This window comes from Mycobacterium gordonae (assembly GCF_001417955.2).
In the GTDB taxonomy this organism is placed as follows: Bacteria; Actinomycetota; Actinomycetes; order Mycobacteriales; family Mycobacteriaceae; genus Mycobacterium; species Mycobacterium gordonae_B.
Genome location: NZ_LKTM01000322.1, coordinates 23,573 through 47,415 on the forward strand (window position 1 = coordinate 23,573; position 23,843 = coordinate 47,415).

22 protein-coding genes are annotated in these 23,843 nt (G+C 68.1%); 15 read left to right on the forward strand and 7 right to left on the reverse strand.

The window, feature by feature from the left end; genetic code table 11:
* The first annotated feature begins 4 nt into the window (after window positions 1-4).
* The 5 genes from AO501_RS22220 to cysW all read left to right on the forward strand — a co-directional run bounded on the left by AO501_RS22220 (window position 5) and on the right by cysW (window position 7,591).
* Window positions 5-4,108, forward strand: coding sequence for a SpoIIE family protein phosphatase (locus AO501_RS22220; protein WP_231752574.1), 4,104 nt, complete (start codon window positions 5-7; stop codon window positions 4,106-4,108).
* Window positions 4,108-4,437: an STAS domain-containing protein gene (locus AO501_RS22225; protein WP_055579778.1), complete on the forward strand. Its 330-nt coding sequence runs from the start codon at window positions 4,108-4,110 to the stop codon at window positions 4,435-4,437. The genes AO501_RS22220 and AO501_RS22225 overlap by 1 nt, the downstream gene beginning before the upstream one ends.
* Window positions 4,438-4,917: 480 nt before the next feature.
* Window positions 4,918-5,946, forward strand: coding sequence for a sulfate ABC transporter substrate-binding protein (locus AO501_RS22230; protein ID WP_055579779.1), 1,029 nt, complete (start codon window positions 4,918-4,920; stop codon window positions 5,944-5,946).
* Entirely contained in the window at window positions 5,943-6,779 is an 837-nt protein-coding gene (locus AO501_RS22235; RefSeq protein ID WP_055579780.1) for an ABC transporter permease, read from the forward strand. The genes AO501_RS22230 and AO501_RS22235 overlap by 4 nt, the downstream gene beginning before the upstream one ends.
* Window positions 6,776-7,591, forward strand: coding sequence for a sulfate ABC transporter permease subunit CysW (cysW, locus tag AO501_RS22240; protein WP_055579781.1), 816 nt, complete (start codon window positions 6,776-6,778; stop codon window positions 7,589-7,591). The genes AO501_RS22235 and cysW overlap by 4 nt, the downstream gene beginning before the upstream one ends.
* On the opposite strand, the gene AO501_RS22245 is transcribed toward cysW, so the two are convergent.
* Window positions 7,545-8,522, reverse strand: coding sequence for a cupin domain-containing protein (locus AO501_RS22245; RefSeq protein WP_055579782.1), 978 nt, complete (start codon window positions 8,520-8,522; stop codon window positions 7,545-7,547). The genes cysW and AO501_RS22245 overlap by 47 nt on opposite strands.
* Window positions 8,523-8,599: 77 nt before the next feature.
* Here AO501_RS22245 and AO501_RS22250 point away from each other — a divergent pair, with 77 nt between their 5' ends.
* From AO501_RS22250 to AO501_RS22265, 4 genes are read left to right on the forward strand one after another with little or no spacing between them, the layout of a single operon-like run.
* Window positions 8,600-9,274 carry a GntR family transcriptional regulator gene (locus tag AO501_RS22250; protein ID WP_055579783.1) on the forward strand — a complete coding sequence of 225 codons (675 nt, stop codon included), beginning with the start codon at window positions 8,600-8,602 and terminating at the stop codon, window positions 9,272-9,274.
* The gene (gene hpnE / locus AO501_RS22255; protein ID WP_055579784.1) at window positions 9,271-10,623 is read left to right on the forward strand and encodes a hydroxysqualene dehydroxylase HpnE; all 1,353 of its coding nucleotides are present in this window, start codon (window positions 9,271-9,273) and stop codon (window positions 10,621-10,623) included. The genes AO501_RS22250 and hpnE overlap by 4 nt, the downstream gene beginning before the upstream one ends.
* Window positions 10,624-10,661: 38 nt before the next feature.
* Window positions 10,662-11,495 (forward strand): SDR family oxidoreductase, encoded by an 834-nt coding sequence (locus AO501_RS22260; protein ID WP_055579785.1) that lies wholly within the window; start codon window positions 10,662-10,664, stop codon window positions 11,493-11,495.
* A gap of 2 nt (window positions 11,496-11,497) precedes the next feature.
* Window positions 11,498-12,202, forward strand: a complete 705-nt coding sequence (locus AO501_RS22265; RefSeq protein WP_055579786.1) for an acetoacetate decarboxylase family protein — start codon at window positions 11,498-11,500, stop codon at window positions 12,200-12,202.
* A 58-nt stretch (window positions 12,203-12,260) separates the two neighbouring features.
* Here the strand turns inward: AO501_RS22265 and AO501_RS22270 are convergent, their stop codons facing one another.
* Window positions 12,261-13,757, reverse strand: a complete 1,497-nt coding sequence (locus tag AO501_RS22270; protein WP_055579787.1) for a potassium/proton antiporter — start codon at window positions 13,755-13,757, stop codon at window positions 12,261-12,263.
* A gap of 156 nt (window positions 13,758-13,913) precedes the next feature.
* On the opposite strand from AO501_RS22270, the gene AO501_RS22275 reads away from it, so the two are divergent.
* Window positions 13,914-14,612 (forward strand): potassium channel family protein, encoded by a 699-nt coding sequence (locus tag AO501_RS22275; RefSeq protein WP_055579797.1) that lies wholly within the window; start codon window positions 13,914-13,916, stop codon window positions 14,610-14,612.
* Window positions 14,613-14,621: 9 nt separating this feature from the next.
* Window positions 14,622-14,999 (forward strand): nuclear transport factor 2 family protein, encoded by a 378-nt coding sequence (locus AO501_RS22280; protein ID WP_055579788.1) that lies wholly within the window; start codon window positions 14,622-14,624, stop codon window positions 14,997-14,999.
* A 13-nt stretch (window positions 15,000-15,012) separates the two neighbouring features.
* On the opposite strand, the gene AO501_RS22285 is transcribed toward AO501_RS22280, so the two are convergent.
* Window positions 15,013-16,389 carry a flavin monoamine oxidase family protein gene (locus tag AO501_RS22285; RefSeq protein WP_231752575.1) on the reverse strand — a complete coding sequence of 459 codons (1,377 nt, stop codon included), beginning with the start codon at window positions 16,387-16,389 and terminating at the stop codon, window positions 15,013-15,015.
* Window positions 16,390-16,504: 115 nt separating this feature from the next.
* On the opposite strand from AO501_RS22285, the gene AO501_RS22290 reads away from it, so the two are divergent.
* The gene (locus tag AO501_RS22290) at window positions 16,505-17,479 is read left to right on the forward strand and encodes an alpha/beta fold hydrolase (RefSeq protein ID WP_055579799.1); all 975 of its coding nucleotides are present in this window, start codon (window positions 16,505-16,507) and stop codon (window positions 17,477-17,479) included.
* On the opposite strand, the gene AO501_RS22295 is transcribed toward AO501_RS22290, so the two are convergent.
* The gene (locus AO501_RS22295; RefSeq protein WP_055579789.1) at window positions 17,474-18,820 is read right to left on the reverse strand and encodes a flavin monoamine oxidase family protein; all 1,347 of its coding nucleotides are present in this window, start codon (window positions 18,818-18,820) and stop codon (window positions 17,474-17,476) included. The genes AO501_RS22290 and AO501_RS22295 overlap by 6 nt on opposite strands.
* Before the next feature lie 73 nt (window positions 18,821-18,893).
* Here AO501_RS22295 and AO501_RS22300 point away from each other — a divergent pair, with 73 nt between their 5' ends.
* Complete coding sequence (locus tag AO501_RS22300) at window positions 18,894-19,886, forward strand: TIGR03617 family F420-dependent LLM class oxidoreductase (RefSeq protein ID WP_055579790.1); 993 nt, start codon at window positions 18,894-18,896, stop codon at window positions 19,884-19,886.
* On the opposite strand, the gene AO501_RS22305 is transcribed toward AO501_RS22300, so the two are convergent.
* Together AO501_RS22305 and AO501_RS22310 are read right to left on the reverse strand one after the other, a co-directional pair.
* Window positions 19,869-20,993, reverse strand: coding sequence for a hypothetical protein (locus AO501_RS22305; protein ID WP_055579791.1), 1,125 nt, complete (start codon window positions 20,991-20,993; stop codon window positions 19,869-19,871). The genes AO501_RS22300 and AO501_RS22305 overlap by 18 nt on opposite strands.
* Window positions 20,993-22,111 (reverse strand): phosphotransferase family protein, encoded by a 1,119-nt coding sequence (locus AO501_RS22310; protein WP_055579792.1) that lies wholly within the window; start codon window positions 22,109-22,111, stop codon window positions 20,993-20,995. The genes AO501_RS22305 and AO501_RS22310 overlap by 1 nt, the downstream gene beginning before the upstream one ends.
* A gap of 44 nt (window positions 22,112-22,155) precedes the next feature.
* On the opposite strand from AO501_RS22310, the gene AO501_RS22315 reads away from it, so the two are divergent.
* Window positions 22,156-22,758: a TetR/AcrR family transcriptional regulator gene (locus AO501_RS22315; protein ID WP_055579793.1), complete on the forward strand. Its 603-nt coding sequence runs from the start codon at window positions 22,156-22,158 to the stop codon at window positions 22,756-22,758.
* Window positions 22,755-23,552: an SDR family NAD(P)-dependent oxidoreductase gene (locus AO501_RS22320; protein WP_055579794.1), complete on the forward strand. Its 798-nt coding sequence runs from the start codon at window positions 22,755-22,757 to the stop codon at window positions 23,550-23,552. Before AO501_RS22315 ends, AO501_RS22320 begins: the two co-directional genes overlap by 4 nt.
* A 4-nt stretch (window positions 23,553-23,556) precedes the next feature.
* Here AO501_RS22320 and AO501_RS22325 read toward each other — a convergent pair.
* The coding region (locus tag AO501_RS22325) for an HNH endonuclease (RefSeq protein WP_197419923.1) at window positions 23,557-23,843 on the reverse strand (287 nt) is incomplete at its 5' end.

Below are 23,843 nucleotides of genomic sequence, written 5' to 3' on the forward strand. Positions count from 1 at the left end.
GGCAGTGGTCTTTCGCGCAGACCAGGAGATAGGCCGCGATCTGGCTGCCGTGGACTGGGCGTCCACTCCGCTTGGGCCAGTTGAGGACTGGCCGCAGAGCCTGCGCACCGCCGTCGACATCCTGCTGTCGTCCCAGTTCTCCATGTGGATGGGCTGGGGGCCGGAACTCACCTTCTTCTGCAACGCGGCCTACCGCCGGGACACCCTGGGCCGCAAATACCCCTGGGCACTGGGCCGGCCCGCGAGCGAGGTCTGGGCCGAAATCTGGCCGGATATCACCCCGCGGGTGGAGCGCGTCCTTCGCGAGGGCGAGGCGACCTGGGACGAGGCGCTGATGCTCATCCTGGGCCGGTCCGGCTATCCGGAGGAGTCCTACCACACGTTCTCCTACAGCCCGCTGCGCGATGACGACGCGAGCGTCGTCGGTCTGCTCTGTGTGGTCAGCGAGGACACCGAAAGGGTCATCACAGAGCGGCGCATGGCGACCCTGCGCGATCTGGGTTCGGACCCCAGTGTCATCCGCACCGAGCGGCAGATGCTCGATTTCGCCGCCGACCAGCTCAACAAGAACCCCTACGATCTCCCGTTCACCCTCACCTACCTGTTCGACGAACAGGGGGAGGCACAGCTGGCCGGAGTCAGTGGCATCGCCCTTGGGCATCCCGCGGCCCCGGAAACACTGCCGGCCGGCGGTGACTCGCTGTGGCCGACCGACAAGGCGGCGCAGGGCGACTGCGAGGTGATCGAACTCGACGGCCTCGCAATGGATCTGCCCACCGGCGCATGGCCCGAGCCACCGAAACAGGCGTTGACGGTACCGCTGCAGCAGCAGGGTGGGCCGCCGGTCGGATTCCTGGTGGCGGGCCTCAACCGGTACCGCGAACTCGACGACGGCTATCGCGGATTCGTCGAACTGGTGGCCGGTTACCTGGCGACCGGGGTGAGCAGCGCGCGCAGCTACCAGGCTCAGCAGCAGCGCGCCGAGGAACTCGCCGAACTGGACCGCGCGAAGACCACCTTCTTCTCCAACATCAGCCACGAGTTCCGCACCCCGCTGACCCTGATCCAGGGACCCGTCGACGAATTGCGGGCCCGGGCCGACGGTCTGGACGAGACCGCCCGGCAGGAACTGGAGTTGGTGCACCGCAACGGATTACGGCTCGCCAAGTTGGTCAACACGTTGCTCGACTTCTCGCGCATCGAGGCAGGGCGGATGCAGGCCCGGTTCGAGCCGGTGGACCTGGCGACGGTGACGGCCGAACTGGCCAGCGTGTTCCGCTCGGCGGTGGACCAGGTCGGCCTGACGCTCACGGTGGACTGCCCGCCGCTGGACGAACCGGTGTACGTGGACCGCGGGATGTGGGAGAAGGTGGTACTCAACCTGCTCTCCAACGCGCTGAAGTTCACCTTCGACGGCGAGATCACCGTGCGGGTCGCCCGCGACGACCGGCAGGTGCTGGTCACCTTCGCCGACACCGGGGTTGGTGTGTCGGCGGCCGAAATGCCGCGGCTGTTCGAGCGTTTTCACCGCATCGAGACCACTCGCGCGCGATCCACCGAGGGCAGCGGCATCGGGTTGGCCCTGGTGCGGGAACTGGTCGGGTTGCATGGAGGCACCATCGCCGCCGACAGCCGGGAGGGCGAGGGGACCACCTTCACCATCCGGTTGCCGTTCGGCACCGCCCACCTGCCCCCCGACGAACTGGCCGAACCCCGCGACACCCGCATGGCTGCCAGTGCGGTCGCCGAGCCGTACGTCCAGGAGGCGCTGCGTTGGCTGCCGGACGAATCCGGCCCGGCGGCAACAATTCTGGGGGCCCAGCCGGCCACGGTCGGGGGCGGCGGCCCGCGGGTACTGGTGGCCGACGACAACGTCGACATGCGCGCTTATCTGACGAATCTGCTGGGTGCGTCCGGTTATCAGGTGAGTGGCGTGGGTGACGGCGAGCAGGCGCTGGAGGCCATCCGCGCCCAGCTGCCCGATCTGGTGATCAGCGACGTGATGATGCCGAAGCTGGATGGTCTGCAATTGCTGGCCGCGCTGCGGGCCGATCAGCGCACGGCGGCACTGCCCGTGCTGCTGCTGTCGGCGCGGGCCGGCCAGGAAGCGTCCATCGAAGGCTTGTTGGCCGGCGCCGACGACTATCTGGTCAAGCCGTTCGCCGCCGCGGAACTGCTGGCGCGGGTGCGCGCCAACGTGGAGTTGGCGCGGATACGCAACTATCACGTCCGGTGGCGCACGGCGCTGGTGGACTCGCTGCAGGAAGCCTTTTTCGTCATCGACGAACAGGGCGCCGTCATCGAGGTCAACGCGGCTTTCGCCGATATCCTCGGCTACGGCCCCGAAGGACTGCCGTACGAAGCGCCCCACGCCTGGTGGCCGGACCCCGAAGTCGACATCGTGGCCCGTCAGCTGGTCGAGGACGAGTTCGCCAAGTCGCTCGGCGAATCTGAGGGCAGTTTGAGCATTCCGGTCACCCACCGCGACGGCCACCGGTTGTGGATCGCGGTCAACTTCAACCACGCCCACGACCCCGATTCCGGGCGCCGGGTCATGGTCGGGACCTTCCGCGACATCACGGCCGAGCACTATGCCGTGCAGAGCCAGAGCGCGCTGGCCGAGCTCAATCAGCAACTCGTGCAAGCCGATACCCTCACCGACGCGCTGCAGGGCGCCGCCGAGGTGCTGCGCCGGGTGTGGCAGGCCCGGCGCGTTTTGGCGGTCACGTTCGCCGGCGCCACCGAAAGCGCGCCGCACGTGGTCTGCGCCGGAGAGCCCGCGCAGTGGGCCGACCTCTCGCCGCAACTGCGGCAGCAGATCGCGTCGCTGCGCGAGACGGATCTGCTGAGCACCGTCACCGTCGACGCCGGCGCGGCCGGTATCGCGTCGCAGCATCCCCGCGGCCTGCTGGTCATCTGGGTTGAATTGTCCGAGCACCGCCGGTTCACCCGGGAAGACCAGACGCTGCTCGCGGTGCTGGCCGGCCGACTCGGTCAGGGGCTGCAGCGCGTCTACCAGCTGGACGAGCAACGGGAAACCGCGGTGGCGCTGCAGCACGCGATGTTGGGGCCGGCGTCGCTGCCCGAGGGTTTCGCGGTGCGGTATCTGCCCGCCAGCCATCCACTGCAGGTGGGCGGGGACTGGTACGACGTGGTCGATCTCGACGACGACCGCGTGGCGTTGATCGTCGGCGACTGTGTCGGTCACGGTCTGGCGGCGGCCACCGTCATGGGTCAGTTGCGCAGCGCCTGCCGCGCGCTGCTGCTCGAGCACCCCAGCCCCGGAGCGGTGCTCACGGCCCTGGACCGCTTCGCCGCGCGACTGCCCGGCGCCCGCTGCACGACGGCATTCTGTGCGGTGCTGACTCAGCAGACGGGCGAACTGGTGTACTCCAGCGCCGGACACCCGCCGCCGATCATGGTCTACGCGGACGGCAGCACGGCGCTGCTGGGCGAGGAACACGGGCTTCCCCTGGCGCTGCGTCCGAGCTGGCAGCGACTCGAAAGCCGCATCACGATGCCGCCGCGTGCCACACTGTTGCTCTACACCGACGGCCTGGTGGAGCGGCGCGGGCACTCTCTCGACGACGGCATGACGCGGGCGGCCGACCTGGTGCAAAGTGGGCGATCGCAAGCGCTCGAAGAAGTGGCCGATCGGCTCATGTCCCAGTTGGAGCCCGGCGGCGGGTACCCCGACGACGTGGCGATGTTGCTCTACCGCCAGCCCGCGCCGTTCTCACTGGAATTCGTCGCCGATGCGAGCAACCTGGCCGATAGCCGAAATGCGTTGCGCGGCTGGCTGACCCGTGCGGGAGTCGAGCCGGGTCAGATTCAGGACGTGCTCATCGCGACGGGTGAAGCCGTCGCCAACGCGATTGAGCACGGTCACCGCGACCAGCGGGTCGGCACCGTCTCGCTGCGTGCGACCGCGATCGTCGACCGGTTGCAGGTGACCATCAGCGATACCGGAGCCTGGAAGACGCCGGCCCATACTGCCGAATTCAGCCGCGGGCGTGGCATTTCCCTGATGCGAGTCCTGATGGAGGACTGCAGCATCGAATCCAGCGAAGCCGGCACGACCGTTTCCATGCATGCAAGGATCACGTAATGGCAACACCGCTCACCTTGAACACCGACCGCGGCTCCGACGGGGCGCACCGCTTGACCGCGGTCGGCGAGATCGACCTGAGCAACATCGAGGTGTTCAAGCGGGCCCTTTCCGACGCCAACGCCGGCACCCGCGACCCGATCACGATCGATCTCAGTGCCGTCAAGTACGTGGACAGTGCGGGCATCAACGCGCTGTTCGATCAGGCCGACGCGGTCGATCAATTACATGTGATCGTCCATCCTCTTCTCGTCCGTGTGCTCACCGTCAGTGGGTTCAGCAAGATCGCCACCGTCGAGGCCGCAGCCTCCGACGGCGAGCGCAATTGAATTCTGCTGCTGGCCGGTGGCTTTCGCGCGGATTATTTTCAGCGTGACTTTTACCGGCGCAAACATGAAGCCGAAGAATGCATTTGGCTTTCGTGTGTGAAGGATGTGATTCTGCGGCGCCATCGTGACGCAGCAGATCGCGTCGACCAGTGTTTTTACCGGCAAGGTGGTTCACCGCCTGCCAGGACTGGGAACCCCCCGCTGCGACCGGGCCGGGGCACCGCGTGTTCACCGCCCCGCGGCATCTCGGTAACTTCGAGATGCCCGGGCCGGCAACGCTCTGTTAGGTTTCGCCCCATGCAACCGACGACCTGCGTTTCGCAGCGTTGCGCCGTCGCGTGCTGTTGTCGCTGACCCCCCGAACCCGGGTGCGGGGTGGCGATGCGTCGGTGAGACCTATTCCCGTTACGAACGCCTTTCCGCAGCATCGGGACCCACATGTCGATTTCTATTTCCTTGTCCCGCACTGGAAGGCCACCCATGATTCGCAGCGCGACCCGCTGGCGTCAGGTCATCGGCCTGACGCTGACGGCTGTCGTGGTCGCGGCGTGCCACGGCGGAGCCAGCGACGCGGTGGACGGCGGGGGACTGCGAGATGTGGACACCAACATCACCCTGGTCGCCTACTCGGTGCCAGAACCGGGCTGGACCAAAGTGATCGCCGCGTTCAACGGCTCCGAGGAGGGGCGCGGCGTCCAGGTGGTCACCTCCTACGGAGCCTCCGGTGACCAGTCGCGCGGCGTCGTGGCGGGTAAGCCCGCCGACATCGTGAACTTCTCGGTGCAACCCGATATCACCCGACTGGTCAAGGCCGGCAAGGTCGCGGCGGACTGGGACACCGAGGCGTCCAAGGGCATCCCGTTCGGGTCGGTGGTGACGCTGGTCGTTCGCAAGGGCAATCCCAAACACATCCGGGATTGGGACGATCTGCTGCAGCCCGGTGTGGAGATCATCACGCCGAGCCCGCTCAGTTCCGGCTCGGCGAAGTGGAACCTGTTGGCCCCCTACGCCGTCAAGAGCGGTGGTGGCCGCAACCGACAGGCCGGCGTCGACTTCATCGCGAACCTGGTGCGCGACCACGTCAAGCTGCGCCCGGGGTCGGGCCGGATCGCTACCGACGTGTTCATCGAAGGCAGCGGCGATGTGTTGATCAGCTACGAGAACGAAGCCATTGCGGCTGAACGACAGGGGCATCCGGTGGAACACATCAACCCGCCGCAGACCTTCAAGATCGAGAATCCGGTTGCGGTGGTGTCGACCAGTCCGAACCTCGACGCCGCCGTCGCGTTCAAGAACTTCCAATACACCGCTGTGGCACAGCGTCTCTGGGCGCAGGCGGGGTTCCGTCCGGTGGATCCGGCCGTCGCTGCCGAATTCCGCGACCAGTTCCCGACGCCGGTGAAACTCTGGACCGTCACCGACCTCGGTGGCTGGGGCAGCGTCGACCCGCAGTTGTTCGACCGCAAGACCGGCGCCATCACCAAGGTGTACCTGGAGGCGACCGGATGACGGCCGCGGTAGTCACCCCGGAACAGGAATCGCAGCCGGCACCCAAGGTCGGTGTCCCCGAACCGCCGGGCGGCACGGCGCTGCGGGTCGGAGTGGTCACGCTGTGGCTGTCGGTCATCGTGCTGCTGCCGCTCGCCGCGATCGCATGGCAGGCGGTCGGCGGCGGCGGGCAGCACTTCTGGCTGGCCGTCACCTCGCATGCCGCGCTGGAGTCGTTCAAGGTGACGCTGATCATCTCCGTGGTGGTCACCGTCCTGGACGTGATCTTCGGTGTGCTGGTGGCCTGGATGCTGGTGCGTGACGACTTCGCGTGGAAGGGCTTGCTGGACGCCGTCATCGACCTGCCGTTCGCCCTGCCGACGATCGTCACCAGCCTGGTGATGCTGGCACTGTACGGCCCGAGCAGCCCGATCGGCCTGCATCTGCAGCACACTCCGCCGGGAGTGGCGATGGCGCTGGCGTTCGTGACCCTGCCGTTCGTGGTGCGCGCCGTCCAGCCGGTGTTGCGGGAGATCGACCGGGAAGTCGAAGAGGCCGCCGCGTCGCTGGGTGCCGGCGGCCGCAAGGTCTTCACGTCCATCGTGCTGCCGTCGCTGCTGCCGGCTGTGCTTTCCGGTGCGGGACTTGCGTTTTCACGATGCATCGGAGAGTTCGGTTCGGTGGTGACGATCGGTGGCGCGGTGCCGGGCAGCACCGAAGTGTCATCGCAGTGGATCCGCTCACTGATCGAGAACGACGACCGTCCGGCCGCTGCCGCGATATCGATTGTGCTGCTCTCGGTTTCGTTCAGTGTGCTGTTCATTCTGCGGATTATCGGGGGGCGGAAGCGGTGACGTCCTCCAGCTGGGCGCGCTACCTGATCCGCTACGTCGCGTCCGGCTACATCGTCGTGATGCTGATCGTGCCCGTGTCACTGATCCTGTGGCGGACGTTCCGGCCGGGCTTCCACCAGTTCTACATCTGGATCACCACGCCGGCCGCGATCTCCGCGCTGCACCTCTCGCTGCTGGTGTTGGCGATCGTGGTGCCGCTGAACGTGTTGTTCGGAGTCCCCACGGCACTGCTGTTGGCCCGCAACCGATTCCGCGGCAAGGGTGTGCTGCAGTCCATCATCGACCTGCCGTTCGCGGTGTCGCCGATCATTGTCGGCGTGGCGCTGATCTCGGCGTGGGGGTCGGCCGGCGCGCTGGGGTTCATCGAGCGGGACACCGGCGTGAAGATCATCTTCGGAGTTCCGGGCATCGTGCTGGCCAGCATCTTCGTCACCCTGCCGTTCGTGGTGCGCGAGGTGCAACTGGTGCTCAGCGAGGTGGGCACCGAGCAGGAGCAGGCGGCGGCGACGCTGGGATCGAGTTGGTGGCAGACCTTCTGGCGGATCACCTTGCCCTCGATCCGCTGGGGTCTGACCTACGGTGTGGTGCTGACCGTGGCGCGCACGCTCGGTGAGTTCGGCGGCGTCATCATGGTGTCGTCCAATCTCCCGGGCAGCACTCAGACCCTTACGCTGCTCGTCAACGATCGGTACAACCGCGGACACGTCTACGGCGCGTATGCGTTGTCTTCCCTGATGATGGCGGTGGCCATTGCTTTCCTGATCGTCAAAGTGATCCTGCACCTGCGCCGGGCGCGGAAGGCCGACGGCTGAACTGCATGTCGAGGCTGCGCAGGTAGGTCTGCAGACCCGCGTCCTGCACGGGAATCAGATGCGCCGGCGCGCCGGACTCGTTGTAGTGCGCGTGCCACATGCCGGGCGGCGTGGTGAACGCGCCGCCGGCCTGCCAGTCCACCCGGATCGGATCGGCGATCCGGCCACGGTCGTCGAGTTCGGTGCCCAGCAGCGTGTAGCACCCGGGCTGGGCATCCAGGATCAGGTCCAGGGCGACCGACTGGTGGCGGTGCGGGCGCTGCTCCCGACCGGGCGGCAGCACGCCGAACATCGCCCACAACACGTGCGTCAGCGTGAGCGTCTGCTCCTGCTCGGCGTTGGCCAGCAGCACGCTGACCCGGTTCTTCTCGTTGGCTCCCGGCTGCGAGGCGATGTGCTCGAGTTCGGCGATCACATCCGCCCCGCGGAACTTGGTCAGGCGGAAGCGGGGTTCGGACGCCCGGACGCCGAGGTGACGAAGCAGCGGCTCGTCGTGTACCCAGTACATCGCCGCGTCGCCGTCGGCGTGGAACGTCGCCTGGGCGCCGGCCGGCAAGGTCAGGAAATCGCCCTGCTCCCAACGCACCTGGCGGCCGTCAACCACGATGGCGCCGCGGCCGGACAGCACGTAGTACATCTGGGAAGTGGCGTTGGGGCAGGTGCCGATCCGCTCGCCCGCGCGGATCCGCACGAAGTTCGCCAGCAGTGCCGGACTGGTCGCCGCGCCCGTGCTGATACCGAGGTCGGCGGACAGGTCCAAGGGCACGACACCGGTCGGCCGGTCCAGGTAGATCTCCGGGCCGAACTGCGCGATCGGCACCCGGGGTGTGTGGCCGGACCCGATCGGGTCGGCGGCCTGGGTGTATTCGAAATAGCGGGCGTCGCGGGCCCACGTCGTTTCCAGGGTGGGAGTTCCGAGGGTGGAAGTCATGTCTATATCGTATCTATCTTGTATCTATGCTGCAAGCCGTTAAAGTTTCCGGTACCACGCAGGCGCAGAGGAGGGCCATGACGTTGGAAGTCACCAGCGGTCCGGGTGCGGCCAAGGATCGTGCGCTCGACTACGTCAAGGCCAAGGTGCTGACCGGGGAGTTTCCCGGCGGGGAACTGATCAGCGAGGGGGAGGTGGCTTCCGCCCTGGGGATGTCGCGAACCCCGGTCCGCGAGGCGTTCCTGCAACTGGAGGCCGCCGGCCTGCTGCGGCTCTATCCGAAACGCGGAGCGCTGGTGGTGCCGGTCTCGCCGGGTGAGGTCCGCGCGGTCCTGCAGGCCCGGCTGGTGCTGGAAGAGTTCGCGGTTCGGGCGGTGATCGAGCGCGGTCCCGAGGCGTGTGCGGCTGTCTACGAACGGCTTTCGGCCCAGGTGCAGCGCCAGCGCGAGGCCGCGGCCGCCTCCGGACTGCACGAATTCCTGGAATCCGACCGTGCCTTTCACAACGCCACGCTGGAGGCCGCCGGCAACGACATCCTGGCCGGCTTCTACTCCACCCTGCGGGACCGGCAGATGCGGATGATCGGCGAATCGGCGCGCAATCCTCAGCGCCTGGCCACCATCATCGAGCAACACGAAGGCATCGCCCGGGCGCTTCGCGACGGGGACGGTGACGCCGCGCGAGCCGCGGTGCGGGCGCATCTGGCCGGCACCATGCGGGCGCTGGGCCTGGCCAGTGAGGGGGAACTGTGAAGCAGCGTGTGGTCGTGGTGGGCGGTGGGTTGGCGGGCCTGGCCGCCACGGTGTGGCTGGCCGAGCTCGGCTACGCCGTCACGCTGGTGGAAGGCAACGGCAAGCTGGGCGGACGCACCATCGGCCTGACGTCCGGGCACGGCGATGCGATCGAAAACGGGCAACACGTGCTCGCCGGCTCCTACGACTGCATCTTCCGCTACCTGGATTCGGTTGGCACGCGCCATCTTCTGAAGTTTCCCGACGAGTTCGGCGTGCGGTATCCCGGCGGGCACGCCGAGACGTTCGGTCTGCGGGCGCGTCATGCCCGCCGGATGCTCCTCGGTCAGGTACGGGGCCTGGGAATGGTGGATCTGCTGTGGGCCGCGCCGGCGTGGGCCCGGTTGATGCGTGACGTGGTGCGCTTCGACGATGCGCTGGACGACATCACCGTGGACGAGTGGTTCGACCGCCTCGGGTTTCCCGCCGCGGTCCGCCGAATCATGCTCAATTCCATGGTGATCGGCCTGCTGAACGAGCTACCCGAGTACGCGTCGGCGCATGCTTTCGCCGCTCTGTTGCGGACCGGCGCCGACCGGGTGCGGCGCGGCGGCGGGACGGCCATGCGCATCGGCTATCCCACCGTCGACCTGGAAACCCTGTACCTCAACGGCGCTCGCCGCGTGATGGCCGAACGCGGGGTCCAGGTGCGGTTGCGGACCCGGGCGGTAGCGGTCGCGGTGGACGACGGTCGCGCGTCAGGGGTGCGGCTGGCCGACGGTTCGGTGATCGACGCCGACGCGGTGGTGCTGGCCGTGCCGTCCTGGAATCTGCGGTCGCTGCTGGACGAGGTGCCCGGGTCCGAGGATGTCCGGTTGGCGGCCAAGCAACTCGAGCCGATCCCGATCATGAACGCCTACGTGTTGCTGGATCGACCGCTGGGCACCGTGGCGCCGTGGGAATCGTTGCTGGACAGCGACATCGGCTGGGTCTTCGACCGCGACCGGATGCACGGGCCGCGCAGCGACGGCAACCATCTCTACGCGCTGACCACCTGCGCCGCCTACGACCTGATGACGTTGAAGAACCCGGAGGTGGCCGACCGCCTGGTCGGCGCACTGCGCGCCAGCTACCCGGCCGCGCGCGAGGCCCGGGTCCTCGATGTCACCGTGGTGCCCTGGCCGAAGGCCACGTTCTCGTCCCGGGTCGGCATGTCGACCATCCGCCCCGGCAACCGCACGTCGTTGCCCAACCTGGTGCTGGCCGGTGACTGGACGCACAACGACTGGCCCACCACGATGGAGGGCGCTGCCCAAAGCGCTTCGTACGCAGTCGATCTCGTCCACGAAGTGCTGCAGTCCGGGAGTTGAGCGCAACCAGGCGCCCGCGGTATGAGATTCTGGGCCGCATGGCGAAGCTGCGGGGCCGACGGGTGGCCATCACCGGAGGGGCCCAGGGCATCGGCCGGGCGATCGGTGAGGCGCTGATCGCGGCGGGTGCCACGGTCGCCCTCGGCGACGTGCAGGAAGCCGCCGTCAGGCAGACCGCCACCGACATCGGGGCCGAGGGCTATCGCCTCGACGTGACCGACCCGGCGAGTTTCGAGGCCTTCCTGGACCAGTCCGCCGCGGATCTCGGCGGCCTCGACGTCCTGGTCAACAACGCGGGCATCATGCCGATCGGGCCGTTCCTGCAGGAGAACCCCAAAGTCACCCGGCGCACCATCGAGATCGACGTGCTGGGCGTGCTGACTGGCACCCGGCTGGCCGGTGCCCGCTTCGCCGAGCGCGGGTCGGGCCACATCGTCAACATCGCCTCGGTGATGGGCACCCTGGCCTCCCCGAACGCGGCCACCTACTGCGCGTCCAAGTACGCTGTCGTCGGGTTCAGCGAGGCGCTGCGCCAGGAGTGGCGGGGCAGCGGCGTCAAGGTGTCGGCCATCTGCCCGGGCTTCGTCCGGACCGAGTTGATCGCCGGGATGTCGGCGCCCGGACTGCTGGAGCGATTCCTGGTGGTCAACCCCGAGGATGTCGCCACCGCCGTGGTGGCCGAACTGGCCAAGGGGGCTTCCCGCACGGTGTTCGTGCCCAAGTTGGTGGGTCTGGTTTCCCGCGGAACGGTCACGCTGCCGGCGCCCCTGGTGGATGCGGCATTTCGGTTGTCGGGCGGTAACAAGGTCACCGCGGAGCTCGACCGCGAGCAGCGGGCCGCCTATCAGGCGCGCCTCGAGAATCAGGAGTAGGCATGGGGGACAACGACACTCGGATCGAGCTGACCGGACTGCGCGGCGTGCCGGAAAGCGCGCTCAGTCAGGCGCTGGTCGCGACGCTGCCGCGCAACCAAGCGCCCGCGCCGTGGGAGTGCCGCTGCTCGGCCCTGCTGTGGCTGGGCCGCGGCGGTCGCGCCGCCGCCTCGGTCCTGCCGCCGGCGCTGGCGGGCAGTCCGGCGCTGGTCACCCTCGGTGCGTTCGTCCGCTACACCGACACCCCGGTCGGCGCCTACGACGAGGTGCTCGGCATCGTCGGCTCGCGGAGCGGCCTGCGCCCCTGGGGCAATGTGGCCTTCATGTCGGTCGACTCCGAGACCAGCCTGGTCGGCGGCCGCACCAACTGGGCGATGCCCAAGACCCTGGCCCGCTTCGACGGGGAGTTGGCCGACGGCAACCTCATCACCGGCAGCAGCACCGATGAGCCGTCCTGGACGGTCAGCGCGACGCCGCGGATCAAGGGTCCGGCGCTACCGCTGAAGGTCAGGGGCAGCGCGCGCCAGCAGTTCGCGGACGGTCGCATCGGTGACTCGCTGCTGACGTTCAACGGCCGGGTCCGGCCGGCCCTGGTGACCGTCGGCGTGTCGTCGTCGGGCCCGTTGCCGACGTGGTTGCGTCCCGGACTGCACCTGGGCGCCTTCGTCGAAGAGGCGACCTTCACCCTGGGCGAACCGCGGTTCTGACGGCGGCGACCCGCTGCGCCCGGCTGCGCCGCGCTTGCGATCGCCGCGGTTCTGACGGCTAGTCGAGCTCGCCGTACTCGTCGAACCAGTGCGCAAGCTTGCCGCGCCGGCTGACGGCGCGCAGTCTGGCCTCGGCCGCGGCGCGGGTCTTGCTGGTGGTGATGATCAGTAGCTCGTCGCCACTCTCGATGCGGGTATCGGGCTCCGGGACGAAGGTGTGGCCGTCGCGGATGATCAGGGTGATGACGGCCGGGTCGGGTAGCCGCAGTTCCAGGATGGTGACGTTGTGCAGCCGCGACGGCCGCTGCACCCGCATGGTCAGCAGTTCGGCGTCGAGCATGTCCAGCGGCGCGGCTTCCACCTGAATCTCGCGGGTCGCCTCGCGCGAAATCAGGCCCAGGACGCGGGCGATGGGCCGCAGGCTGGGGCCCTGGATCAGGGTGAACACCACGACCAGCACGAACACGATGTTGAGCAGCCGGGAGCTGCCCGGCACGCCTTCCACGATCGGGAAGGTCGCCAGCACGATCGGGACCGCGCCGCGCAGGCCTGCCCAGGACAGGAAAGCCTGATCGCGCCAGGGCGTTCGGAACCAGATCAGCGTTCCCACCACCGACAGCGGCCGCGCGACCAGCAGCAGCACCAGCCCGATCACGATCGCCGGGATCAGGTCAGCCGCCAGATCGCTCGGGTTGACCAGCAGCCCGAGCAGGACGAACAGGCCGATCTGGGCCAGCCACCCGACGCCTTCGGCGAAGGATCGGGTCGCCGAGCGGTGTGGCAGCCCCGAGTTCGCCAGGACCACCGCGGCCAGATAGGCGGCGATGAAGCCACTGGCGTGGGCGTCACCGGCGGCGGCGAATGCCACCAGGCCCAGGCCGAACGTGGCGATCGGGTACAGGCCGGAGGCCGGCAACGCGATGCGCCGCAGCCCGAACGAGCCGAGGTAGCCGACCAGCAGCCCGATCACGGACCCGCCGAGCAGCTCGTACAGCAGGTCGGTGACGGCGCCCTCCGGTTTGAGCACGAAGGGCACCACGCTGAACATCAGGACCAGGATCACCCCGGGTGCGTCGTTGAACCCGGACTCGGCCTCCAGCAGCCCGGCCAGCCGGCGCGGCAACGGCAGCACCCGCAGCACCGAGAACACCGCCGCGGCGTCGGTCGAGGACACGATGGCACCGAGCAGCAGAGCGAGTTGCCAGTCGAAGTGCAGCAGCAGGTGCGCGCCCACGGCGGTGACCACCGTGCTGATGACGACGCCTACCGTGCCCAGCGCGGCCGCCGGCGCCAGGACCTTGCGGATGTCGCTGAACCTGGTGGTCAGACCGCCTTCCACCAGAATGACGGCCAGTGCCGCGATGCCCACGTTGCGGGACAGGATCACGTCGTCGAACTGCAGGCCCAGCCCGTCCTCGCCGATGACGACGCCGACGAGCAGGAACAACAACAGACTCGGGAAGCCCACGACGGTAGCCACGCGGGTACCGACGATGCTGGCCAGCAGCACGAGGCCGCCGACCGACACGGTCAGGTACAGCTGTTCCAGGGTCATGTGGTTCCAGTCAGACGAGGCGATGTGGTGCGGACGAGGCCGCCGGCATCGGCGTGCTGCCAGTAAATCAGCCCGCAGCTGACGGCCGCGCGTTGCACAGCGGGAAGTGCCGGGTGTCATGGCATACGCAAAGATGGTCGTGTGACCAAGCGGAAGTTGCGTATCGGGATTGCCGGCGCCGGCAATGTCGGCCGCTCGGTCGCGCAGGAATTGCTTGACGCCGGGCACAAGGTCCTGCTGATCGAGCGGCAGCGGCGCAACTTCGAGCCGTACAAGGTGCCCGACGCGGATTGGCTGAACGCGGATGCCTGCGAGATGTCGGCGCTTCAGGAAGCCGGCGCGCAGACGTGCGACGTGGTGATCGCGGCGACCGGAGACGACAAGGCCAATTTGGTGGTCGGGCTGCTGGCCAAGTCCGAGTTCGGCGTGCCCCGCGTGGTGGCCCGGATCAACGACGTCCGCAACGAGTGGCTGTTCGGCCAGGCGTGGGGAATCGACGTGTCGGTCTCGACGCCGGGTGCGATGGTTGCGGGGATCGAGGGCGCCATCGACGTGGGGCACCTGGTCCGTCTGATGGGGCTGCAGGAAGGCCGCACCGCGCTGACGAAACTGACGCTGCCCGACGACAACCCGGTGGTGGGCAGGCAGGTGGGCGAGTTGGGCCTCCCCAAGAACACCGCACTGGTCACCGTGGTGCGCGGCGGGGACGTGATCGTTCCCCGCGACGACGAGGTGCTCGAGGGCGGCGACGAGATGCTGTTCGTCGCCGACAATGCCCGCGAGCGGGCACTGTGGGCCGCCATCAACCGGGTCAAGCCGAAACCCCGGATGCCGATGCGTCCCGACGCGTGGTGAGATGCCCGGATGTCGGTTGCCCTGCTGCGTGAGATGTTCGAGCGGATGGTGGTCGCCAAGAACGGCGACCTGATCGAGCACTACTACCACCCCGACTTCGTGATGTCCTCCGATGGACTGACGCAAGGCTTCGCCGATTTTCGCGACAGTCACCGCAAGCTCTATGCCACGCCTATCGCCTACGCCGTCGAATACGACGAGCAGGCCTGGGTGGAGGCGGGCGACCGGATCGCCGGACGGTGCTGGATCACCACGTCACGCCCCGGTGAGGAGCCGACTCGGATCGAGGTGATCCTGATCGCCACCTACCGCGACGGGCTGATTCACCGGATCTGGGAGACCACCTGGCCGAGTTGGCGGGGCGTAGAAGCGCTGGAAAACTATTGAGCCGCAGTTCTATTCACGGTTTCGGCAGGCGTTGCATCAGTTCCGCGGCGGCGTGTCGTCCGCTGAGCAGGGCGCCGTGGACCGTCGCGGGATTGTCGGCTCCCACTGCCTCACCGGCCAGGTAGAGGCGGTCGCCGATCGGTTCCTGCAGCCGGCGCCGGTCGTCGAGACCCGAACCTGGTGCGTGGAAGGAATACGATCCCAACGCCAAGGGGTCGGTGGTCCAGCTCGACGACCGTACCTCGACGACGTCGCTGCCGAACAGCTGCTGGGCTACGGGCTGGGCACTGGCCACCAAATCTGTTGGGGGAGTGGACTCTACGGTGCGACCGCGGGACCCGGGGTTGAACGCCAGGACGATCGGCCCGGCGGCGGCGGGCAGGGTGAACCACTGGGCCCACATCCCTTTCCCGGAGCCGTCGCCGGAACTCAGATATTCGTAGAAGGCGTTTTCGGTGTCCCAGGCTCTTTTCTGAAAACGGAAGTAGCTCTTGGCCAGCACGCCGAAGCCCAGCGCGTTCACCGCGTGCGTATGTCCTTCGGGCAGCGGCGGATCGAAGGTGATGCTCGCGGCCTTCAGCACGCCGAGCGGCACGGTGACGATGGCCGCGGGCCCCTCGAAGGTATGGTCGCCCGCCCGGACCTTTACTGAATTCTGTTGGTGTGAAATTGAATTGACGGTGGTGTTCAGTGTGATCGGAAGTCCGTCGGCCAACAGCCGCGGGATGGCGTCGTAGCCGCTGGTGATCACCGACTGCGGCCCGTCGGTGAACTTGCCCAAGTCGAAGGTGGTGGCCGACAGCTGGCCCGCATCGGCGGCGTACTCGTCCTCGATCTCGGTGGTGACGTAGAAGTCCAGTTCGGCGCGCTCGCGGTCGGTGAGATCGCCGGCCTGGGCGGCAACGGCCGCGCCCAGCGAACCGCCGGTCGCCTCGTCGCGGGCGTCGGACACCAACCGGCTCCAGGTCTTCGGGTTGAACGTCATCGGCTGCAGCCGCGGATCGATCACCAACTTGGTCGAGTCGTCGTAGTCCGTGGGTGCGACGTCGGCGTGCACCCGCTGCGCCAACTCCGTCAACGGGTTGTTGGTGGTCCCGTGGATCCAGGACGCGCCCATCTCGAGCGGCACCCCCCAATCGCGGGTGGTGTGCACCCGCCCGCCGATCCGGTCCCGGGCTTCGAGCACCCGCACCGGCCAGCCCGCGTCGGCGAGGCTGCGCGCGGCCCCCAGACCGGCCATTCCGGCGCCGATGACCAGGACAGATCTGGTGTCCGGGGGCGCGGTGGAGTTCGGCGCCGTCGACCGCTGGGCCGGCCGGGTGGGTGACGCGCACCCACCGGCCAGCAGGGTCGTGGCCGCTAAAAACCCTCGGCGGGATAACTCCGGCACGGTTTCGCCGTTATCTGATCGTGTTCTGGTTTGTGACGGACCGCACATTACGGTCAGGTAAAGTCGCGGGCAACTGGATGGCGGCAACGGAGCCGTGACCAAGGCGGGAGCGGTGATGAGTGCTCGGATGACTACCCGTGAAAGATCGGTCCGGCAGTTGCCGGCCGAGTTGCCCGAGAGCCGTACCGTCAAGGTTCGCGCAGCTGACGGCACCGTTTTGCACGCCGAGGTGTTCGGCCCGCCAGAGGGTTACCCCATCGTCCTGACGCACGGTTTCGTCTGCGCCATCCGGGCGTGGTCGCACCAGATCGCCGACCTGGCCGGCGACTACCGGGTGATCGCCTTCGACCACCGCGGCCACGGCCGCAGCGCCGTGCCCCGCCGCGGCGGATACAGCCTCAAGCACCTTGCCTCCGACCTGGACTGCGTGCTGGACGCGACGCTGGCCCCGCACGAGCGTGCGCTGATCGCCGGGCACTCGATGGGCGGCATGACGATCCAGGCGTGGTCGGAGCGCTATCGCCACAAGGTCCGGCGCCGCGCCGACGCCGTCGCGCTGATCAACACGGCCAGCGGCGACCTGCTGGACAAGATCAAGCTGTTGTCCGTGCCGCGCGGGTTCTCGCCGGCGCGGGTGGTGGCCGGGCGGACGCTGATCAGCGCGGTCGGCGGTCTGCCGCTGCCCGGAGCGGTCCGGATTCCCAGCCGGTACCTGGTGTCGATGATGGCGGTCGGCGCCGGCGCCGACCCGGCGGTCGTCGAGCTCGTCTACGAACTCTTCGCGCAGACCTCACCGATGGGCCGCGGCGGTTGCGCGCGCATGCTCATCGAAGAGATCGGCTCGCGACACCTCAACCTCGAAGGCCTGACCGTGCCGACGCTGGTCATCGGCAGCGAACACGACCGGTTGACGCCGATCGGCCAGGCTCGCAAGCTTGCGCGCACCGCCCCCAACGTCGTCGACCTGGTCGAGCTGCCCGGCGGGCACTGCTCCATGCTGGAACAGCCAGACGCGGTGAACCGGCAGTTGCGTGGGATGGCCGAAGCGGCCATCGAGCGCCAGGCCCGCGTCACGCTGATCAGCTCATAGCAGAGCGGCGACCTCGGCGGCGGCCCGCTGGCCGGACCTGACCGCACCGTCGAAATATCCGGTCCATTCGTCGGCGGTCTCGGTGCCCGCCCAGTGAATCGGGCCGACCGGCTGGCGAAGCAACCTGCCGTACTTGGTCCATGACCCCGGGGGCACTGCCGCGGTCGGTCCGCCCGGTGCGAATTCTTCTGTGCCCCAACGAAAATCGGTGTAGTCGAGCGGGTTGAGCGCTTCCTCGCCGTACAGCGAGGCGAAGCAGCGCAGCGCGTCCCGGCGTCGCTGGTCGGCCGGCAGCGAGTCGAAGGCGCGGGGGTCGACGAAGCCCAGCAGGACGCCGGGACCGTCCGCCTGTGGGCTGACGTCGAAGGTGATGAACACCGGTCCGTTGTCCAGCAGGGCCTGGCCGGAGAAGCCCTTGGCCCGCCAGAACGGTGTCTCGTAGGCCGCGTAGGCCTTGGTGAGCCTGCCCTGCGGCCAGTTCCGGGCGAGTTCGGTGTACTCGGGCGGCAGCGGGGGACTGAACTCGATGGCGGCGCGGTGGGCGGGCGGAATGGCGACGATGACGAACCCGGCCTCGGCCTGGCCCTGGTCACAGGTGACCGTCACGCCAGACCCGTGCCGGTCGATACGCCGGACGGGGGCGTCCAGCACGACGCGGTCGCCGAGTTCGGCCGCCGCCCGATCGGCGATCTGCTGAGTGCCCCCCGGTATCAGGTCCTGCTGGGCACCGTTCTCGGTGTCGAGCAGGCGGTTCAGTCCGCCGGCCGCACGCACGTACCGGGCGGCGTGCAGCATCGACACGTCGTCGGGTTCGCAACCCCAGGTCACCCGGGTCATGATCGCCATCAGATCCCGCGACGATGCGGTGGCGCGCACCATGCCCAGCCACTGTCCGAGCGAGACGCCGTCGAGCTGGCGGGCCCGCTTGGCATGCCAGGGCGCCGCAATCGGCACGGTGCGCGAGATGCGCTCGAACTGCCACTGCAACCGGCCGATGTCGAGCAGTCCGACCAGCGAGAGCCGGGGAATGGTGCCGCTGTAGGCGCGGGCGGCGCCGCGCCAGTGGATCACGTTCTTGCCGTCGTGGTAGGTCGGAACGGTGGGCAGCCCGAGCTCGCTGATCAGCTTGAGCACCGCGTCCTGGGTGGGGCCGACGAAGGAGCCGCCCCGGTCGATCGGCAGGCCGGCGACGCTGCCGCTGAACGAGCGGCCGCCGACCCGGTCGCGGCCTTCCAGCACCAGCACGTCATGGCCCTGTTGCGTCAGTTCCCGAGCTGCGGCGAGTCCGGCGAGGCCGGCGCCCACCACGACGATGTCGACATTCCAGGGTGGGTTCGGCACGTGCTCCAGTGAACAGCATCGGCCGCCGGTTCCGTAGGGTGACTTGCGTGCCGGATCTCCTGGTAGGCGTGCGATGAGGGTGTTCACCGCTTTATACGGGCTGGGCGACGCGGCCGAGCGGGCGCGGGAGCTGCGCGAGGCCGGGGCGAGCGGCGTGGCCACCTTCGAAGGCCCGCACGACGTGTTCGCGCCGTTGACGCTGGCCGCCACGGTGGGTGGGCTGGACCTGATGACCAATGTCGCGATTGCGTTTCCGCGCAACCCGATTCACCTGGCGCACCAGGCCAACGACCACCAGCTGCTCAGCGAGGGCCGCTTTCATCTGGGGCTGGGCACGCAGATCCGTCCGCAGATCGAGAAGCGGTTCGGCGCGCAGTTCGACCGCCCGGTGCAACGGATGACGGAGCTGATCGCGGCGCTGCGCGCGATCTTCGAGGCCTGGAATTCCGGCGGGCGCTTGGATTTTCGCGGTGATTTCTACCGGCACACGTTGATGACGCCGACGTTCAATCCCGGCCCGAACCCGTACGGCCCGCCGCCGATCTACGTGGGAGCGCTGGGGCCGCGGTTGACCCGGGCCACTGCCGAGCACGCCGACGGCCTGCTGGTGATGCCGTTCGGTTCGAAGCGTTTCCTGCACGGCAGCACCATGCCGGCGGTGCGCGAGGGTCTGGAGGCCAGTGGCCGGGGCGCGCAGGATTTCCGGATCATCCCCGAAGTCATCGTCTCTGGCGACTCGCCGGAGGCGGTGGCGGGCACCCGGCGGCTGCTCTCGTTCTATGGGTCGACCCCGGCGTATCGGCCGGTCCTGGCGGCGCACGGCTGGGAGGACCTGCAGCCCGAGCTCAACGCGATGTCCAAGCAGGGCCGTTGGCAAGAGATGGGCTCGCTGATCACCGACGAGATGATGCACACCATCGCCGCGTGCGGCACGCCGGCACAGATCGCCGCGCATATCCGCGACCGTCTCGACGGCGTCTCGGACACGGTGTTCCTGTATCAGGCTGCGCCCATCGGCCTGTCCACCCTGGCCGAGATCATCGACGAGTTAGGGCGCGACGGTTAGCCAGTCGGCGAACCCGGACGGGTCGTGCCGGCCCAGCGCGCCGTGTTCGTAGAGGCCCCAGCCCTCCGCCGGCTCGCCGTCTCCGTCCCGGCAGACCGCCCGTCCGACGTGGTCGATGACGCCGAAGCCCGAGCGGGCGATGATGCCGGGGTCGGTCATGTCGTAGGTCAGCCGCTCGGCGAACTTCTCGCCCTTCCACAGGCCGTGCGTCCAGTCCGAGTCGCCGCCGTAGCCGCCGCCGACATGGATCGGCACCGGCAGCTTGGATTCCACGTCGAGGTGGACCGGGGTGCCGTCGGGCGCGGTCGCGTCGATGGTGGCGCCGGTCGGGATCCGGGTGCCGGAGCGGTAGTGGATCTTGACCCGCGGCCAGCCCAGCTGCTCGACACGGCCGTCGCGCCACACCCGGGTGCAGTCGTTGAGCGAGCGGAACCCGTTGGGCTCCTCCTGGATGATCAGCACGATCGCGAAGTCCTCGAACGCAATCGGCACGTAGAGCCACCACATGCCCTCGAACGGCGGGTCAGCGGGCCGGCCGGCCGGCTCCGGCTCGCCGATCGGGCGGATGCCCCAGGACCGGTCACGGCTGCCGATCCAGACGGCGGGGTCGACGGTGATGTCTTCGCCGTCGATGCTCAGCTGTCCGCTCCAGCTGCCGAGCTGGGCGAACCGCTGGGCGTTGAGCGTGACCCGGTTGCCCGATCGCAGGATGTGCGGCTGCTCCTGGACCACGTCGAACAGCCCCTCCCAGGTGAGATCGGCTGCGATACCTTCGGTTTCGTCCAGCACGATGCGCAGTTTGCGCAGCGGCTCGACGACTTCGATGCGGTAGCCGTTGACATGCTGGTTCAGCCGGTCCTGGTCGATGGCATCCGAAAGGTGCACCGCCGTCTGGGTTTCCCCGCGCCGGACGAGCAGGAAGGCGTCCTTGACGCCCAGGTTGGGGTAGTAGCCGATACCCGTGATGACGAAGATGTCTCCGGTGCGGTCGTGGGCGTTGAAGTAGGAGCGGTCGTAGAAGTTGCGGTCGGACGAGCCGGGCCAGGCGATCGGCTGGGGAATCTGGTGTACGGGGTACTCGTCTAGTGGGCCGAGTGATTGCGGCATTATTGCTCCTCTCCGATAAGACGTCTCATCAATCCGGCGTGATAGAAGAGCGTCTCCACGTCTTCTGGTTTCTCCACTTCACCGAAGTGCACGCGCCGGGCGCCGGTGCGCATGAACACGCACGCCCACATGACACCGGAGTAAACGTAGAACCAGTTGAGGTCGCTGAGTTCGACGCCGGTGAGTTGCTGATAGGTGGCCCGCACGTCCTCCTCGCGCATCACGCCGGGTAGGCCCGGCAGTGTCGCCAGCCCGGCGAGTTCCTGAAAGACCTTGTGCGCGAATATCATCCACGCTACGTCGAGTTCCCGTGGGCCGAGTGTCACCATCTCCCAGTCCAGTACCGCCACCGGCTGGAAATCCTGGTACAGCACGTTTCCCACCCGGGCGTCGCCCCAGTTGAGCACGGGCTCGCGCGCATCGGCGTCGGCCGGCCAATTGTCTTGCAGCCATTGGAAGGTGCGCTCCACCAGGGGGGACCGGCCGATGTCGGGGACCGCGAAGTCATACCACGACCTGACCCAGCCGAAGTGTTTGCGCAGCGCGGTTTCGCCGGTGAGATCCGCGGTCAGGAAGCCGAACGTGTTCTCGGCGTTGGGAATCGAATGCAGGGCGGCCAGCACGTTGACCGAGGCGTCTTGGAGCTTACGCTGTTGTTCGGCGGGTGCGTCGGCGAACCAGTTGCCGCCGAAGGTATATGGCATGACGTCGGGAGGTACCACACCCTCGACGTAGTCCATCAGGAAGAACGGGGCTCCCAGCACGTCCCCGGTGTTCTCGATCCAGCGCACCCGCGGTACCGGTACGTCGGTCAGCTCACCGACCTGTCGGATCACCTCGAACTGGTGGTCCAGTCGGTACGTCGGGAAGACGGGGACATCTTGCGCGGTAGGTGCGACCCGGGCGACCAGCTTCTGTTCGTTGCCGTCCCAGCGTGCGGTCAGGATGAGGGTCTCGGACGACATGCCCGTCGAGTCCACGCCGCTTTCCACGGTCACCTCGGGCTTTACCGGCAGCTTCGTCGCCAACCATTCAGACATCAAGGCTGGGACGGTGGCGGTATCGCGGCTCGAGCGTTGCATGCGGCCCACATCTTCGAGAGCCGGTTCATTGGCCACGGGTACTTCCTTTGCGGGGTAATTACGATACGGTAGGTAGCGTTATGAAAGCAGACCCGTCCACCCTTGACAAGATCCCCGGCGCCGGGCGGCCGCGGGATCCACGTATTGACTCTGCCATCCTGGCGGCGACCGCGGAACTGCTTGTCAACATCGGCTATTCGAATCTGAGTCTGGCCGCGGTGGCCGAGCGGGCCGGAACGACGAAGTCGGCGCTGTACCGCAGGTGGTCGAGCAAGGCGGAATTGGTGCACGAGGCCGCCTTCCCGGTGGCGCCGACGGCGTTGGTCGCCCCGGCCGGCGATTTCGCCGCCGACATCCGGATGATGATCGAGGCCACCCGTGACGTGTTCACCACCCCGGTGGTGCGGGCCGCGCTGCCTGGTCTGGTGGCCGACATGACCGCCGATGCCGAGCTGAACGCGCGGGTGATGTCTCGCTTCGCCGGGCTGTTCGCCGCGGTGCGGATACGGCTGCGCGAGGCGATCGAGCGCGGCGAGGCGCATCCCGACGTCGACCCAGATCGCCTCATCGAATTGATCGGAGGAGCCACCATGCTGCGGATGATGCTGTACCCCGACCAGAAGCTGGACGACGCCTGGGTGGAGCAGACCGCGGCCATCATCGTGCACGGGGTGACCCGTTGACCGCCATCGTCACCGGCGCCAGTCGCGGTCTGGGGCGGGCGATCGCGCTCGCGCTGGCGGCCGACGGCGAGGCGGTGGCCGTCGTCGGGCGCACCGAGGCCGTCTGGGATGAGCGGTTGCCCGGGACCATCGGCGAGACCGTCGCCGACATCGAGGCGGCCGGCGGCCGGGCGGTGGCGATCCGGGCCGACCTGACCGAACATGACGACATCGTCCGGCTGGTCGACGAAGCGCGAGATGCTCTGGGCCCCATCAACATTCTGATCAACAATGCCGCGTTCACTGCGCCGGGACGGCCGGGTGGCACGCCGCGGGCCAAGAAAGCCGCAACGGACAAGGCCCGGTACCCGGGTTTCGTGAGCGTCCCATTGGCCGCCTACCGGCGGCATTTCGAGATCGCGGTGTTCGCCGCGTACGAATTGATGCAGCTGGTCAGCCCGGACATGATCAGTGCCGGGGGCGGTTCGATCATCAACATCACCTCTATCGCATCGCGGCTGGGCGGGGGTCTGCCCGGATACGGTGGTTCCAAGGCGGCGCTGGAACACCTCACCGGTTGTGCCGCACTGGATCTCGCTGACCACAACATCGCGGTCAACGCACTGGCGCCGTCCAAGCCGATCATGACTCCCGGCCTGTCCTACTACGCCCACGGTTTCGACGACGAGAGCACCGCCGCGGAATTCGCGCAAGCGGCATTGCAACTCGCGCGGGTGAGCCCCAGCGTCGTGACCGGCCGCACGATCGGGCATCTGGAAGTGCTCGACGGGAGCTTCGCGCCGTTCATGGTGTGAGCGTTCAGGCGGCATGGTGGTAGACGAGTCGGACGCCGATCGCGTCTTCGATCTCACTGATGTCGAAGCGCTGGTAGATCGGTGGCGCGACGGATCGGTAGCGGGCGTCGGTGGGGGTGATGTATTCGGTGGTGTGCACACCGTTTTCGTCGTGTGCGGTGACGCGCCAGCCGGGTGATTCTTTGACGTAGTTGCAGCGTTCGCACAGGCCTTGGCCGTTGGTGGCGGTGGTGGGTCCGCCGTGTTGGGCGGGGGTGATGTGGTCGCGGTGGCGGATGGGGGCGTCGCAGT